Source organism: Nonomuraea ferruginea (assembly GCF_039540635.1).
Lineage (GTDB): Bacteria > Actinomycetota > Actinomycetes > Streptosporangiales > Streptosporangiaceae > Nonomuraea > Nonomuraea ferruginea.
Window position 1 is genome coordinate 338,849 of the sequence record NZ_BAABFD010000003.1, and the last position, 13,968, is coordinate 352,816.

Annotated in this window: 16 protein-coding genes; 8 read left to right on the plus strand and 8 right to left on the minus strand. The window is 72.2% G+C overall.

The annotated features are described in order from the left end of the window. Positions 1–46: 46 nt before the first annotated feature. The 3 genes from ABD999_RS08245 (at position 47) to ABD999_RS08255 (ending at position 1,860) form a co-directional block, all read left to right on the plus strand. Complete coding sequence (locus ABD999_RS08245) at positions 47–787, plus strand: hypothetical protein (RefSeq protein WP_271275486.1); 741 nt, start codon at positions 47–49, stop codon at positions 785–787. A gap of 93 nt (positions 788–880) precedes the next feature. Continuing rightward, positions 881–1,585, plus strand: coding sequence for a maleylpyruvate isomerase family mycothiol-dependent enzyme (locus ABD999_RS08250; RefSeq protein WP_271275487.1), 705 nt, complete (start codon positions 881–883; stop codon positions 1,583–1,585). A gap of 17 nt (positions 1,586–1,602) precedes the next feature. Beyond that, a complete protein-coding gene (locus tag ABD999_RS08255) occupies positions 1,603–1,860 on the plus strand; it encodes a DUF6343 family protein (protein WP_148033992.1) in 258 nt (85 codons plus the stop codon). Here the strand turns inward: ABD999_RS08255 and ABD999_RS08260 are convergent. Further along, the gene (locus ABD999_RS08260) at positions 1,831–2,034 is read right to left on the minus strand and encodes a DUF3040 domain-containing protein (RefSeq protein ID WP_148033993.1); all 204 of its coding nucleotides are present in this window, start codon (positions 2,032–2,034) and stop codon (positions 1,831–1,833) included. The genes ABD999_RS08255 and ABD999_RS08260 overlap by 30 nt on opposite strands. Positions 2,035–2,103: 69 nt before the next feature. Next, on the minus strand, positions 2,104–2,349 hold the full coding sequence (locus ABD999_RS08265; protein WP_148033994.1) for a type B 50S ribosomal protein L31: 246 nt from the start codon (positions 2,347–2,349) through the stop codon (positions 2,104–2,106). Between the two features lie 133 nt (positions 2,350–2,482). Here ABD999_RS08265 and recQ point away from each other — a divergent pair, with 133 nt between their 5' ends. Continuing rightward, on the plus strand, positions 2,483–4,291 hold the full coding sequence (gene recQ, locus ABD999_RS08270) for a DNA helicase RecQ (RefSeq protein WP_271275488.1): 1,809 nt from the start codon (positions 2,483–2,485) through the stop codon (positions 4,289–4,291). Between the two features lie 453 nt (positions 4,292–4,744). On the opposite strand, the gene ABD999_RS08275 is transcribed toward recQ, so the two are convergent. Then, on the minus strand, positions 4,745–4,981 hold the full coding sequence (locus ABD999_RS08275; RefSeq protein WP_271275489.1) for a hypothetical protein: 237 nt from the start codon (positions 4,979–4,981) through the stop codon (positions 4,745–4,747). Between the two features lie 355 nt (positions 4,982–5,336). Between ABD999_RS08275 and ABD999_RS08280 the strand changes: the two genes are divergently transcribed. From ABD999_RS08280 to ABD999_RS08290, 3 genes are all read left to right on the plus strand, one after another. Next, complete coding sequence (locus ABD999_RS08280; RefSeq protein WP_271275490.1) at positions 5,337–6,098, plus strand: SDR family NAD(P)-dependent oxidoreductase; 762 nt, start codon at positions 5,337–5,339, stop codon at positions 6,096–6,098. 163 nt (positions 6,099–6,261) lie between these two features. Beyond that, positions 6,262–7,398 carry an aromatic ring-hydroxylating oxygenase subunit alpha gene (locus tag ABD999_RS08285; RefSeq protein ID WP_271275491.1) on the plus strand — a complete coding sequence of 379 codons (1,137 nt, stop codon included), beginning with the start codon at positions 6,262–6,264 and terminating at the stop codon, positions 7,396–7,398. A 68-nt stretch (positions 7,399–7,466) separates the two neighbouring features. Further along, positions 7,467–7,970: a hypothetical protein gene (locus tag ABD999_RS08290; protein ID WP_271275492.1), complete on the plus strand. Its 504-nt coding sequence runs from the start codon at positions 7,467–7,469 to the stop codon at positions 7,968–7,970. On the opposite strand, the gene ABD999_RS08295 is transcribed toward ABD999_RS08290, so the two are convergent. From ABD999_RS08295 to ABD999_RS08305, 3 genes are all read right to left on the minus strand, one after another. Beyond that, positions 7,956–8,774 (minus strand): alpha/beta hydrolase, encoded by an 819-nt coding sequence (locus tag ABD999_RS08295; RefSeq protein ID WP_271275493.1) that lies wholly within the window; start codon positions 8,772–8,774, stop codon positions 7,956–7,958. The genes ABD999_RS08290 and ABD999_RS08295 overlap by 15 nt on opposite strands. Before the next feature lie 120 nt (positions 8,775–8,894). After that, positions 8,895–9,122 carry a hypothetical protein gene (locus ABD999_RS08300; protein WP_271275494.1) on the minus strand — a complete coding sequence of 76 codons (228 nt, stop codon included), beginning with the start codon at positions 9,120–9,122 and terminating at the stop codon, positions 8,895–8,897. A gap of 25 nt (positions 9,123–9,147) precedes the next feature. Next, the gene (locus ABD999_RS08305) at positions 9,148–9,834 is read right to left on the minus strand and encodes a type I phosphoribosyltransferase (protein WP_148034001.1); all 687 of its coding nucleotides are present in this window, start codon (positions 9,832–9,834) and stop codon (positions 9,148–9,150) included. A gap of 90 nt (positions 9,835–9,924) precedes the next feature. Between ABD999_RS08305 and ABD999_RS08310 the strand changes: the two genes are divergently transcribed. After that, complete coding sequence (locus ABD999_RS08310; protein ID WP_271275498.1) at positions 9,925–10,347, plus strand: SRPBCC family protein; 423 nt, start codon at positions 9,925–9,927, stop codon at positions 10,345–10,347. Positions 10,348–10,350: 3 nt separating this feature from the next. Here ABD999_RS08310 and ABD999_RS08315 read toward each other — a convergent pair whose 3' ends face one another. Next, positions 10,351–13,485: an AfsR/SARP family transcriptional regulator gene (locus tag ABD999_RS08315; RefSeq protein WP_345482640.1), complete on the minus strand. Its 3,135-nt coding sequence runs from the start codon at positions 13,483–13,485 to the stop codon at positions 10,351–10,353. A 26-nt stretch (positions 13,486–13,511) separates the two neighbouring features. Continuing rightward, positions 13,512–13,877, minus strand: coding sequence for a nucleotide pyrophosphohydrolase (locus tag ABD999_RS08320; RefSeq protein ID WP_148034004.1), 366 nt, complete (start codon positions 13,875–13,877; stop codon positions 13,512–13,514). Positions 13,878–13,968 lie beyond the last annotated feature (91 nt).

The window sequence follows — 13,968 nt, forward strand, 5'->3', positions numbered from 1 at the left end:
GTCATCCCGGGCCGGTGCCACAAGATTTACGGGGAGAAGCACCCTCATGCGAAAGATCGCCGTAGGCCTGGTCGCCGCTCTCGCGGGCGGGACCATGCTGATGTCTGGTGGCAGCGCCGTCGCCGCCACCACTACCAAGGCGCCTAAGGTCGAGATCCTCGATGTCTCGCCGAACCCTGTCGTCGTCAAGCACGGCAGCGAGACCGTCGCCCGCTTCAAGGTGGGCGCCAGCTCCGACGTCGAGAAGGTCGAGCTCAGCGTCGAGCCGGCCGACAGCAAGTTCCGCACCCTGCGGGGCAAGGAAGTCAAGCCCCTGGAGAACTGGCTCTTCTCGGTGCCGTTCACCTCGCACGACCCCGAAGGCAAGTGGAAGGCCATCGCCACCGCCTTCGACAAGGAGGGCAAGCGTGTCGCCCACGACACGTCGTTCTTCTACGTCGACGTCCGCAAGGGCTGGAGCAAGGCCGACACCCGGCTGAGCTTCGACGCCTCGCCGTCGAAGGTCCGCAAGGGCAAGTCGGTCTACTTCTCCGGCCGCCTGCTGGCCGAGCGCGGTGACCACTGGCGCGCCGTGCGCTACGAGAAGGTCCACGTCTACTACAAGGCCAACGGCTCCAGTGGCTGGAAGTGGGTCGCCTCCGACCGCACCGACCGTCACGGCAAGTTCTACGCCAAGGACCGCGCCTACCGTAGCGGCAGCTACAAGGCCGTCTTCAAGGGCGACAGGAAGCTCGACGACGCCACCAGCCGCACCGACTACGTGCGCGTCTACAGCTGGCGCCGGTAAGCACCACTGAGTGAAGGCCCGGCCGGGCTCCGGCCGGGCCTTCGCCGTGCCCGGGCCCGGTGAGTTCCGGGATCCTGCGGGTAGCGACCGGATATGCCAGAGGATCTGCTGCGCGAGTACGACCCGTTCGACATCTTCGACGCCGAGGCGTCCCGGCTGGACTGGTTCTTCTCCGGCCTGGACGAGGAGGGATGGCGGCGCCCTTCCCGCGCCGCCGGATGGACCGTCCGCGACGTGCTCGGCCACCTGGCCGGCGAGGAGCTCTACAACCAGGCCTGCCTCGACGGCACCCTCGGCGAGCTGCGGCTGCTGATGGAGGCGGAGGGCATCGGCGGCTACAACGAGTTCAACGAGTGGTGCGTCCGTCAGCGGCGTGACCTGCCCGTCGAAGAGGTGCTGCGGGAGTGGCGCGACAAGAACGGCGACACCCGCCGCCGCATGCGCGCGCTCGGCCGCGACGCCCTCCTGGAGACCATGGCCGGCCCCTATCCGGTGGGCGAGCAGGCCTTCCACTACGACTCCGAGTACGCCACGCACGCCGACGACGTGGGCGCGCCCGTCCGCCCGGACGAGGCGGACGGCCGCACCTTCTGGCGGGTGGCGGTCGGCCGGTTCGCGCTGGCCGAGCAGGACCCGAGCGTGCAGGTGGAGCAGACGGCCGAGCAGATCTGGGTGCACTTCGGCGACGCCGAAGCCAGCTTGTCCTATCCGGACTTCGTCGAGGCGACGGTGGGCCGGCTCCCTCCGGGCAACGGGCTCAGCCCGCGGCTCGTGTCGGCGCTGCGTTGTCTCGCCTGAGAGGAGTGTGAATCCCCATGTGGCTGCGCAACCGCGCGGGAACGGAGCCGTTGACCGCGCGCAGCCCCTACCGGTTGCGGCGGATCCTGTCTCTGGCCGCACTCGTGCTGGGCACCGCGGCGGCGGTCTACTTCATCACGCAGGCGATGAGCACGGGCGAGCAGGTGTGGGCATGGGAGGCCGCGATCGCGGCGGCCGTCGCGGTCTTCGCGGCCGTCGACCTGGTCATCATCCAGCGCCGCCTCTCACGCCAGCGCGACCGCCAGCACCAGTAGGGCGACTGTCACGACGATGACCGCGACCATGAACCAACCACTCAGGAGCAGCCTCCGGAGACGGCCCGTCCCGGAGGCGACCCCCGACACGCGCCTGGCGAGCTTGGGGTCGTCGCGTTCCAGGGCATCCTCGATCTCCTCAAGGATGCGGCGCTCCCGCTCCGACAGGGCCATATGCCATCACCACCGCTCCCACCGCCGGTCCCGCCCCTGCTACCCAGGGACGGGCCGTTCAGTACGGGGTCACGGCCTGCTGTAACGCTTGTTGAAGCGCTCGACCCGGCCCGCGCTGTCGAGGACGCGGCCGCGGCCGGTGTAGAAGGGGTGACTCGCCGACGACACGTCGACGTCGATCACCGGGTAGGTGCGGCCGTCCTCCCACTCCACGGTGGCCGTGCCGGTCGCGGTGGACCGGGTGAGGAAGGCGACCCCGGCGCTCGGGTCGCGGAAGACGACGGGACGGTACGCGGGATGCAGGTTCTTCTTCATGTGCCCGTCAACCAGATGGGAACGGTTTTCATTCCCACACCGCGAAAGGGGCACGGGAGGACGATGCGCAGCGGCTACGATCGCCGTGGGCGAACCCGGCTCGAGAGCGATTCCGAACACGTAAGGTAGCCGCATGAATACAGCCACCGAGGTCCTGCACCGCGTGTTCGGCTACGACACGTTCCGGCCGGGGCAGCAGGAGATCATCGAGCATGTGGCGGCGGGCGGCGACGCGCTCGTGCTCATGCCGACCGGCGGCGGCAAGTCGCTGTGCTACCAGATCCCCGCGCTCGTCCGGCCCGGGACGGGCGTGGTCATCTCGCCGCTGATCGCGCTCATGCAGGACCAGGTGGACGCGCTCACCGCGCTCGGGGTGCGCGCCGGGTTCCTCAACTCGACGCAGGACTTCGACGAGCGGCAGCTGGTGGAGGCCGAGTTCCTGGCGGGCGAGCTCGACCTGCTCTACCTCGCGCCCGAGCGGCTGCGGCTGGAGTCGACGGTGCGGCTGCTGAAGAAGGGCGCGATCTCGCTGTTCGCCATCGACGAGGCCCACTGCGTCTCCCAGTGGGGCCACGACTTCCGGCCCGACTACCTGGCGCTGTCCGAGCTCCACGCCCAGTGGCCCGAGGTGCCGCGCATCGCGCTGACCGCCACCGCCACCCCGGCCACCCACGCCGAGATCGCCGAGCGGCTCGGCCTGCGCGAGGGCGAGGCCCGCCACTTCGTCGCCGGCTTCGACCGCCCCAACATCCACTACCGGATCACCGCCAAGAGCGAGCCCAAGCGGCAGCTCCTCGACTTCCTCCGCGCCGAGCACCCCGGCGACTCCGGCATCGTCTACTGCCTGTCACGCTCGTCGGCCGAGAAGATCGCCGCGTTCCTGGTCGAGAACGGCATCCCCGCGCTCCCCTACCACGCCGGTCTCGACGCCCGCACCCGCGCCCACCACCAGGCCCGCTTCCTGCGCGAGGAAGGGCTGGTCGTGGTGGCGACGATCGCGTTCGGCATGGGCATCGACAAACCCGACGTGCGCTTCGTGGCCCACCTCGACCTGCCCAAGTCCGTCGAGGGCTACTACCAGGAGACCGGGCGGGCCGGGCGCGACGGGCTGCCCGCCACGGCGTGGATGGCGTACGGCCTGCAGGACGTCGTCCAGCACCGGCGCATGGCCCTCGAAGGCGACGAGCAGCACCGCCGCCGCCAGGCCCTCCACCTCGACGCGATGCTCGCCCTCTGCGAGACCGTGACGTGCCGGCGGGTCATGTTGCTCGACTACTTCGGCCAGCCGGGCGGCTCCCCGTGCGGCAACTGCGACACCTGCCAGACGCCGCCCGAGTCCTGGGACGGCACCGTGCCGGCGCAGAAGGTGCTCTCCACGGTGCTGCGGCTGGCCCGCGAGCGGGGGCAGAAGTTCGGCGTGGGGCAGATCGTCGACATCCTGCTCGGCAAGACGACGGCCAAGGTCCTGCAGCACGGCCACGACTCGCTGACCGTCTTCGGCATCGGCACCGAGCTCGGCAACGCCGAGTGGCACGGCGTGGCCCGGCAACTCCTGGCGCAGGGCCTGCTCGCGGTCGAGCCCAACTACGGCGCCCTCGTCCTGACCGACGCCAGCGCGGCGGTGCTGCGCGGCCAGCACGAGGTCCGCCTGCGCCGCGACCCCCGCCGCCCGGCCAAGGCCGCGTCGGCCCCGAAGTCCCGCCCGGCGGCCGACCTGCCCCCGGAGGCGGCCCCCATCTTCGAACGGCTGCGGGCCTGGCGCGCGGCCACGGCCAAGGAGCAGGGCGTCCCGGCCTACGTCATCTTCCACGACGCCACGCTGCGTGAGATCGCGACGCTGGGGCCGTCGTCACTGGAGGAGCTGGGCACGGTGAGCGGGGTGGGCGAGAACAAACTGGCCAAGTACGGCGACCAGGTCCTGGCCACCCTGTCCGACTCCTGACCCCTGTCCCGGGCGTGGCCCTTGCCGGTCTGTCCCGGGCGTGGTCCTTGCCGGTCTGTCCCGGGCGTGGTCCTTGCCGGTCTGCCCCGGGCGTGATGCTTGCCGGTCTTTTCCAGGCGTGCTCCTCGCAGGTCTGCCCCGGGCCTGGCTCTTGCCGGTCCGCCCCGGGCGTGCTCCTCGCAGGTCCGCCCCGGGCGTGGCCCTTGCCGGTCTGCCCCAGGCATGGCCCTTGCCGGTCTGCCCCAGGCATGGTCCTCGCCGGGAGGCGCGCTCCGCGCGGACCGGCTCGGGCTCCTCTCAGCGGGGAGCCGAGCTCCCCGCACCCCTTGCCGGGGGCCTCCCGGCCCCCTGCACCCCCGGATGTGAGGTGGTAGATCGCGGATCGGGTGTGGAAGCTCTCGGCGTGGAGGTCCGAAGCTTGGCAGGGATCTCCCCCATCCATGAACCGGCTGCTCAGACCGTCGAGCCGGATGGTGGTCTCAGCTCCTGAGACGCTGTCCCAGCCAGGACAAGCCCCATGTCGGCCACTCCCTCAGCGGCACAGCGGGCGGCATCTTCGGCATCGCCGTCCACACCGGCCACGACCTGGTGGTCCTCGCCGTCCTCGACCAAGGCGGCCCATCGGTCCCTCGCCTGCACCAGGCCCAGGACCACGAGTTGAACGGCCGCGGCCTCCATCTCGTCGTGCAACTCACCACCCGCTGGGGTGTGCACGGCGACGGATACGGCCGGACCGTCTGGGCCCTCCTGCGGCTAACGCCGGAGTCTCCGCCACGAGTGCACGGACGACTCGACACACCCGCCGGTGAAGCACGTCGATGACCTGCTTCAGCGGGGTTTGCAGGCTGTTCCCTGCAAGGAGTCGAGGGCCAGGTTTCATACGATGCGGCGAAGCGGGGTCTGAGATGGGGGTTTGGGGGGCGCGCCCCCCAAAGGGGCGCGGCCTGAGCTGTCTGGCGCGGAGCGCTGGTGGGCGAAGCCCATGCTTGGGGCCCGTTGGCGCTGTCTGCAAGAGGCGGGGGCTAGATCCACATATCGTCCAATCATGAGCCTTTCGTATGTGGTGACCGGTGGAGGCAGAGGGATCGGCCGGGCTGTCGTGGAGCGCCTGCTGGGAGAGAAGCACACGGTGGTGGTCGTCGAGCGCGACCCCGATGCGCTGGGCTGGGCGAGCGAGCGGGTGGTCGGGGTGGTCGGCGACGCGGCGGACGAGGGTGTCGCGGGCCGCGCCGCCGACCTGGCGCAGGAGGCGGGCACGCTGGCCGGCTGGGTGAACAACGCCGCCGTCTTCCGCGACGCCTCCGTGCACAGCGCGCCCATCGAGGAGGTACGCGGACTCATCGCGGCGAACCTGGACCTGGCGGTCGTCGGCTGCGCGGTCGCCGTGCGCCGCTTCCTGGATGCCGGCACCGGCGGCGCCGTCGTCAACGTCACCTCCCACCAGGCCCGGCGCGCGGTGCCGGGCAGCCTGCCGTACGCCACGGCCAAGGCCGGGATAGAAGGGCTGACCAGGGCGCTCGCCGTCGAGTACGGCAAGCGGGGAATCCGGGTCAACGCCGTCGCACCCGGGTCGGTGGCAACGGAACGGTACGAGGAGTTCCTGGCCGGGCAGCCGGCGGAGGCGGCGGCCGAGGTCGAGCGGGAGATGGCGCGGCTGCATCCGCTCGGCAGGGTGGCCACGGCCGGTGAGATCGCGGCGGCGGTCGCGTACCTGCTCTCGCCGGAGGCGTCCTTCGTCAACGGGGTGACGCTGCCGGTGGACGGGGGGCGTTCGGTGCTCGGGCTGGACCCCGAGGCCCGGGATTGAGGCAGCAGCACCTGCGAAACGGGCGGAAAACCGCGAGGCCGCCGATTAAGTGATCAAAGGGTTGATTGTTCGCCTCAAGGATCATTAGCCTCGATTGAGTTGGCGCCGGATTCGGGTGTCGCCACGCGGATCCCGGGCGCTGGTGTCAGGTCTTGGAGGTACGGTGACACCTGATCCGTTCGATCACATCTCCACCGGATACGACCCCGACCCCGCCCTGTCGATGTCCCTGCACGCAGACGCCTACACCGATCCACGCTGGTCCGACGTCGACCAGCGGGCGATCTTCGCTCGTACGTGGCAGTGGCTGTGTCACGTGGAGAAGCTGCGGGAGCCGGGGAGCTATGTCACGGGCACGGTCGCCGGCCTGCCGATCGTCGCCGTCCGCGACGAGGCCGGCGCGCTGCGGGCGTTCTACAACGTGTGCAAGCACCGGGCGCACGAACTGCTGACGGGGTCCGGTGTCCGGCGCAGCATCGTGTGCCCGTACCACGCCTGGAACTACGACCTGACCGGCCGGTTGCGGCGGGCGCGCAACACCGGCGACATGCCCGGGTTCGACGCCTCCGCCGTATGCCTGAACCAGGTCCAGGCCGGCGAGTTCGGCGGCATGGTCTACGTCAACCTCGATCCCGGGGCCGCGCCCCTGACCGAACAGGCCGGGGACCTGGAGGCGGAGATCCTGGCGCGGGCGCCGGACGTGGCGAAGCTGACCCTCGCCCGCCGGCTCACCTACGACATCGCCTCCAACTGGAAGAACGTCGTCGACAACTTCCTGGAGTGCTACCACTGCCACGTGGCGCACAAGGACTTCGTGTCCCTGGTCGACATGAGCACCTACGAGGTCACCACCCACGGGATCTGGTCCAGCCACATGGCCCAGGCCGGCAAGGCGGAGAACTCCGCCTACGACGTGTCGGGGGCGACGGTCACCGAGCACGCGGTCTGGTGGCTGTGGCCCAACACCTGCCTGCTGCGCTATCCCGGCCGGGGCAACTTCATGGTGCTGCAGATCGTCCCCGACGGCCCGGAGCGGACCCGCGAGACCTGGGACTTCTACCTGGAGACGGCCGAGCCCGACGAGGCCGAGGTGGACAGCATCCGCTACATCGACGAGGTGCTCCAGAAGGAGGACATCGCCCTGGTGGAGAGCGTCCAGCGCGGGATGCGCAGCCCCGCGTTCACCCAAGGAAAGATCGTCTACGATCCCGGCGGGTCCGGCCTGTCGGAGCACGCGGTCCACCACTTCCACGGCCTCGTCCTCGACGCCTACCGCCGCGAACTCGAACGCTCCCCCTGAACGCAGGAACCTTTCCGGCCGTCCGTGTGTAGAGGAAGGGATGGACGGAACGGCCGGGAGGAGCGTCGGTGCGGGCGTTGGCGATGGCGGTGGTGGCGGTGGTGGCGGTGGTCGTGCTCGTCGGCGGGTGCGCGGCGGGCACGACGGGTACGGGCGAGTCCACGCACGCGCCTCCACCGGGCGCGGACGGGCCGGTGGCCGGCGCCGTGAAGACCGGGGAGACGTGCAACGGGACCGAACTGCTCACTCCCGCCGACGGCTTCACCGAGGTGCGGGGCACTTCCGAGGACGCCGAGCTGTGGGGGCTGCTCTTCGCCGAGGTGCCGTTCGAGGCGGGGGCCGAGGTGAAGATCGTGTGGCGGATGACCGGGGACGGCCCGCTCAAGGTCTCCGCGACGGGGCCCGGCGGGAAGCGGGCCAAGCTCGTCTGGCTGGAGGACCACGGCGGGTCCAACTGGCGGCGGCCCGGCTACGAGTGGGGCACCGGGTGGGTGTTCCCCGCGCCCGGGTGCTGGAAGGTGGAGCTGTCCAGGACCCAGGGCTCGGGGCACGCCTGGCTACGGGTGGCGTGACGCGAGGGCGCGGTCGACGAACGTCGTCACGTCCGCCAGCACCTCGTCCTTGTTCGTCTCGTTGAAGACCTCGTGACGGGCCTCCGGGTAGATGATCTCGGTGAAGTCGCCGCCCTTGACGGCTTCGATGCCGGGCCGGGTGCCCGACAGCGGGACGAGCCGGTCGTCGGAGCCGTGGATCCACAGCGTCGGCAGCGGGCCGAAGGTGCCGCCCTTGGCGATGACCTCGATGGTGGTGGCGAGCGCCTCCAGCGTGGGCCGCTTGAACGCGCCGTGCCACACCAGTGGGTCCTCGGCGTAGGCGACGCCGACGGCGGGGTCGCGGGAGAGCGTGGCCGGGTCGATCGGCACTTCCGGGATCGGGTCGAGCGCGAGCAGTTGCGGGATGACCTCCCAGGAGCCGATCACCGGCCCGGACAGCACCAGCGCGGCCAGACTGTCGCCGTAGCGCTGCGCGTAGCGGGCGGCGATCAGGCCGCCCATCGAGTGGCCGATCAGCACGACGGGCACGCCGGGATGGTCGGCGCGGACGCGCTCGTCCACCGCGTGCACGTCGGTCACCACGTCCTCGAAGTCCTCGATCAGCACCCGCTCGCCCTGCGACTTGCCGTGTCCCATGTGGTCGAGGCCGTAGACGGCGGCGCCGTGGCGCACGAGGGCGTCGGCCACGTGCTCGTACCGGCCGATGTGCTCGCCGTAGCCGTGCACGAGGACGGCGACGTAGCGGGGCCGCTCGTTCGGCCACTCGCGCACGACGTTCTCACCTCGCGTGCCGACGAACCTGTGCTCCCGTGACTCGGCCATGTCGCGCTCCTTCGTGCGTACGCCCCGGCGGGGGGCACTGTGCCAGGCGGGTAGCGCCACCGTATCGGGAAGCGGAGGGGCCAAGGACGAGGTGGGCAAGATGATCGCCGGCGCCGGCGTCTACATCTGCGACGAGTGCGTCGGGCTGTGCAACGCCGTGCTGGAGATGCCGCGCGAGTCGTCGTCCACCGCCGAGATCCCCTGGCCGGACACCATGTCCGACCAGGAGATCCTCGACTTCCTGCCGCGCATCGCCGCCGTCAGCGCCCAGGTCGACGCCAACCTCCAGGTCTGGGTCGACCGGCTGCGCGACCGGGGCGTCTCGTGGGCGCGGATCGGCGCCGCCATGGGAGAGGTTCTCCGGCGAGAAGAGCTAGATGTCGTAGTCGAACTCGTCGTAGGAGAGCTTGCGGCGCAGGATGTGGACGACCTTCTGCGGGTCGTCGTACGTGTCCGGCACGTAGTAGGGCCTGCCCCGGCGGCCGAACGTGATCGCCGATGGCCCCTCCCAGTCGCCCAGCAGGCCGGAGAGCTGCCCGATCTCCTCGTGCGACTCGACGCCCAGCGAGCGGGCGTAGTCGTCGGCGCCGAACACCAGGTGGCGCGCCAGCTCGACGGGCACCTCCTGGAAGCCCTTGTAGTCGGAGAAGAAGAACTCCCTGAACCGGCGCAGCTCCCGCTCGTCGACCACGTCGGGCCCGATGATGTGCTTGATGCCGGTGCAGTAGACGTCGGCCAGGCAGCCGACGACCGTCAGCTTGTCCCAGTTGTGACGCCGCACCACCAGCACCGACACCTTGCCGCCCTCGGCGTCGGGCGCCTCGTCGGTCCAGCCTCGGGCGGGGTCGACGCCGAGTCCGTTGCTCCAGCCGACGCTCATCCAGCAGCCGATCAGCTCGGCCTCACGGTCGTCCCCGCCGCCGGCGTTCTCGGCCGCGATGGCCCGCACCAGCGGGGCGACGGCCGACGGCGGCACCTTGAGCGCGCGGGCGATCTCCTTGGGCGAGCGGCCCTCGGCCCGCAGCTCGCGTACGCGTTCCTTGAGTTCTGCGCTGTCCACCCGCGCAGCCTAGCCTTAAGACCGGATGAAGTGGATCGTAAGCCCGCCCGGTCATGGTGGGCCCTCGCCGACATGGAGAGGGAGGCCACCATGACGCAGACCGCCTCGTACGAGATCATCCGCGTGTTCGACGTGCCCCGCGAGGACGTGTTCGCCGCCTGGACCACGCCGGAGCGGTTCGCCCGGTGGTTCGGGCCGCGGTTCATGGCCGCGCCGGTGGACCGGATCGTCCTGGACGCCCGTCCGGGCGGCCGATGGCAGGTGACGCTGACCGCCGAGGAGGGCTTCGAGGTGACGTTCGACGGCGCCTACCGCGAGGTGGCGCCGCCCGCGCGGCTCGTCTTCACCACCGGCGAACCGGACGATCCCGTCTCGGTGCTGACGGTCGGGCTGGCGGACGACGACGGCAGGACCGCGATGACCTTCCGCGAGCACGGGGCGAACGCGGGCGAGGAGTCGAGGCAGGGCTGGATGGAGTTCTTCGACCGGCTCGACGAGCACCTGACCGGTTGACGGTCAGAGCGCCGCGGTCGCCTCGTCCAGCTCCAGCTTGCCACCCTCGGCGTACGCGGCCGCGTACGCGGGCTCGCCCAGCGCCTCCCAGCACGCCTCGGCGACCCGCTGGATCTCCTCCTGCTCGGAGGGCACCGGCGGCGTGCGGTGCCGGGCGCGGGCCGCCGCCGCGAGGCCGAGCAGGCGGGCCGCGGCCAGGTGGGAGCCGCCGGCGGCCAGCGCGCTGGCCATGCCCTCCACGGTGAACGCGGTGGTGCGCGGGTCGCCCAGCTTGCGGCACGCGTCGTAGGCCTCACGGTGCAGCGCCAGCGCGGTGGCCCAGTCGCCGCGCTGCTCGGTGACGTAGCCGAGCGCGCCCAGGGTGGTGGGCAGGTGCAGGGCGGGCTCGACGCCGGGGCCGCGCGGGACGCCGTCGAGCAGGTTGAGCAGGTGCCGCTCCGCCAGGTCGAGCTCGCCCGCCTTCTGGGCGGCGAAGGCGAGCCCCATCTCCGACATCATCCGGCCCTCCTGGTAGCCGTGGGAGACGGCCAGCCGCATGGCCCTGCCGCACAGCTCCATCGCGCGCGCGTGGTCGCCCTCGTACATGGCCAGCCAGCCGAGCCACGAGGTGCGCCGGGCGACCTCGGGCCACAGCCCCAGCTCCTCGGCCATGTGGAGGCCCTCGGCGAACAGCTCCTTGGCGCGCTCGCCGTCGGCGACCGTCTGGGCCATCCCGGCGAGCCACTCGGTGGCCTGGAGCAGGCCCCAGCGGTCGCCCAGCTCACGGAAGATCCGGGCGCTCTCCTCGCCGACCTCCTTGAGCGTCTCCAGGTCGCTGGTGGCGAAGGCGGTCCTGGCCTGCCTGCTGAGCGCGGCGGCGACGCCCCACCGGTCGCCGAGGGCGCGGCACTCCTTCAGCGCCCTGCCCACGAGCTCCTCGCTGGACGGCAGGTCGAGGACGACCAGGCCGACGAAGAGCGTGGCCCTGGCCCGCGCGGCGCGGTCGTCGATCCGGGCGAACACCGGCTCCCAGTCGACCTCCTCGCCGAGCAGCGCGGTGAACCCGGCCAGCCATCCAGCGGCGCGGGCGGACGCGTCACCGCCGTCGGACCCGGCCGCGGCCAGCGCCGTCTCCAGGGACCGCCGGCCCTCCGCGAGCCGGCCGCGCAGGAACCAATACCACGCCAGCGCGTTCACCAGCCGCAGCGCGACGTCCGTCATGCCCTGCTCGACGGCCGTGTCGAGGGCGGCGCGCAGGTTGGCGCCCTCCTGGTCGAGCCGCTGCAGCCAGGCCCGCTGCTCGTGTCCGTAGAGGTGTGGCGCGGCCTGCTCGGCCAGGGCCAGGTAGTGGCGGGCGTGCGCCGCCCGCGCGCTCTCCAGCTCGCCCGCGTCGGCGAGGCGGGCCAGGCAGTATTCGGCCACCGACTCCAGCAGCCGGTAGCGCACGCCCGCGGCGCCGTCGACGACCACCACCAGCGACCGGTCCACCAGCCGGGCCAGCAGGTGGAGCACGTCCTCATCGGGGCTCACCGCCTCGGCGGCCTCGATGGTGCAGCCGTCGGCGTGCACGGCCAGCCGCCGCAGCACCGCCCGCTCGGGCTCGGTGAGCAGGTCCCAGCTCCAGCCGATGACGGCCATGAGCGTCTGCTGGCGGGCGGGCGCGCCGCGCCGGCCGGAGGCGAGCAGCTTGAACCGGTCGTCGAGCCGGTCCACCACGCCCCGCACGCCGAGCACCCGCACCGGGGTGGCGGCCAGCTCCAGCGCCAGCGGGATGCCGTCGAGCCGGCGGCAGAGCTGCGCCACCGCCTGCGCGTTGCCCGCGTTCAGCGCGAACCCGCGCGCCGACGCCGCCGCCCGCGCCACGAACAGCCGCACCGCGTCAGACCTGGCCATGACCGCCAGGTCGGTGCTGGCGGGGAGGTTGAGCGGCGGCACCGCCCACAGCACCTCGCCGTCGACCGCCAGCGGCTCCCTGCTGGTGGCGAGGACGCGCAGGCCGGGGGCGGCGCGCAGCAGCCGCGCGGCCAGCTCGGCGGCCTGCTCGACGACGTGCTCGCAGTTGTCGAGCACGAGCAGCATCCGGCGGGCCCGCAGCGCGTCGGCCAGCCGGTCGGCGGGCGCGGCGGCGTCGTCCTGGCGGATGCCGAGCGCGGCCATGACGGCTTCGGGCAGCGACGCCGTGCGCCGGTCGAGCGGGGCCAGCTCCACCAGCCACGCCCCGTCGGGGAACTCCTCGGCCGGCTCGCCGGCCACCTCCAGCGCCAGCCGGGTCTTGCCGACCCCGCCGGTGCCGGTGAGGGTGACCAGCCGCTCCTCCCGCACGAGCGACCGCACCTCGGCCAGCGCGTCGCCCCGGCCGATGAGCTTGCTGAGCGAGGCGGGCAGGTTGGTGGCCGGGCGCTCGGCGGGGCCGCTCAGCGCCGGGTCCTGGCCGAGTATCGCCTGGTGCAGGGCCGCCAGCTCGGGGCCCGGGTCGAGGCCGAGCTCCTCGGCGAGCCTCTCGCGCAGCTCCGCGTAGCCGGCCAGCGCCTCGCTCTGGCGGCCCGCGCGGTAGAGGGCGCGCATGTGGGCGGCCCGCAGCCGCTCGCGCAGCGGGTGGCGGGAGACGAGGTCGCCCAGCTCGCCCACCAGCAGCCCGTGCTCGCCCAGCTCCAGCCGCGCCTCGGCGCGCAGCTCCAGCGCGGTGAGCCGCTGCTCCTCCAGCCGCACGACGGCGGCCCTGGTGAACTCCTCGTCGGCGAAGTCGGCGTAGGCGGGGCCCCGCCACAGGTCGAGCGCGTCGGCGAGCAGGCCGGCGCGGGTGCGCGGGTCGTCGGCGGCCTCGGCGCGGGCCAGCAGGTCGGTGAAGCGGGCGGCGTCGACCTGCCGGCCCGCGGCCAGCTGGTAGCCGGGGGCCTTGGAGACGACCAGGTGCTTGCCGCCCGGCTCGGCGTCCTCCAGCGCCTTGCGCAGCTGGGAGACCCGCACCTGGAGGGCGCCCGTCGGGTTGCCGGGCTGGTCGTCGCCCCACAGGTCGTCGAGCAGGCGGTCGGTGGAGACCGGCCGCCCGTCGTGCACGAGCAGGTCGGCGAGGAGCGCGCGCACCTTGAGCCCCGGCACCGTCACGGGCTCTCCCGCGTCGGTCCAGACGGCCAGCGGGCCCAGCACCCCGAAACGCATGCCCGTCACCCTACGCGCCGGGTCCGTCAGAAAGCGTCCGGCGGGAGGTGCGGGGCCTTCCTGGCGGAGCCGCGGTAGCGGGCGGGGTCGTAGCGGCGCTCGCCCGCGTCCAGCTTGGCGTGGGCCGCCGCCACCAGGTCGACGCCCAGGACGTCGGCGAGCCGTACCAGGTAGGCGGTGACGTCGCCCAGCTCCGCCGTGATGCGGGACAGGGTCTCGGGGCCGGGGTCGCGCGACTCGTCAGGGGTGAGCCACTGGAGCTCGGCCACCAGCTCACCCACCTCGCCCGCCAGCGCCATCGCCAGGTTCTTCGGCGTGTGGAACTGCTCCCAGTCGCGGGCCCGCGCGAACGCCCGCAGCCGCTCCGCCAGCCCGTCCAAGTCCGTCGTCATGGTTGACGACCTTACGAGTCCTCGCCTGGTGCGAAACTTTCGAGGAAGGTGCGCTGAATATTTCAGCTCGGGATAATGATCCTGGAGCGGC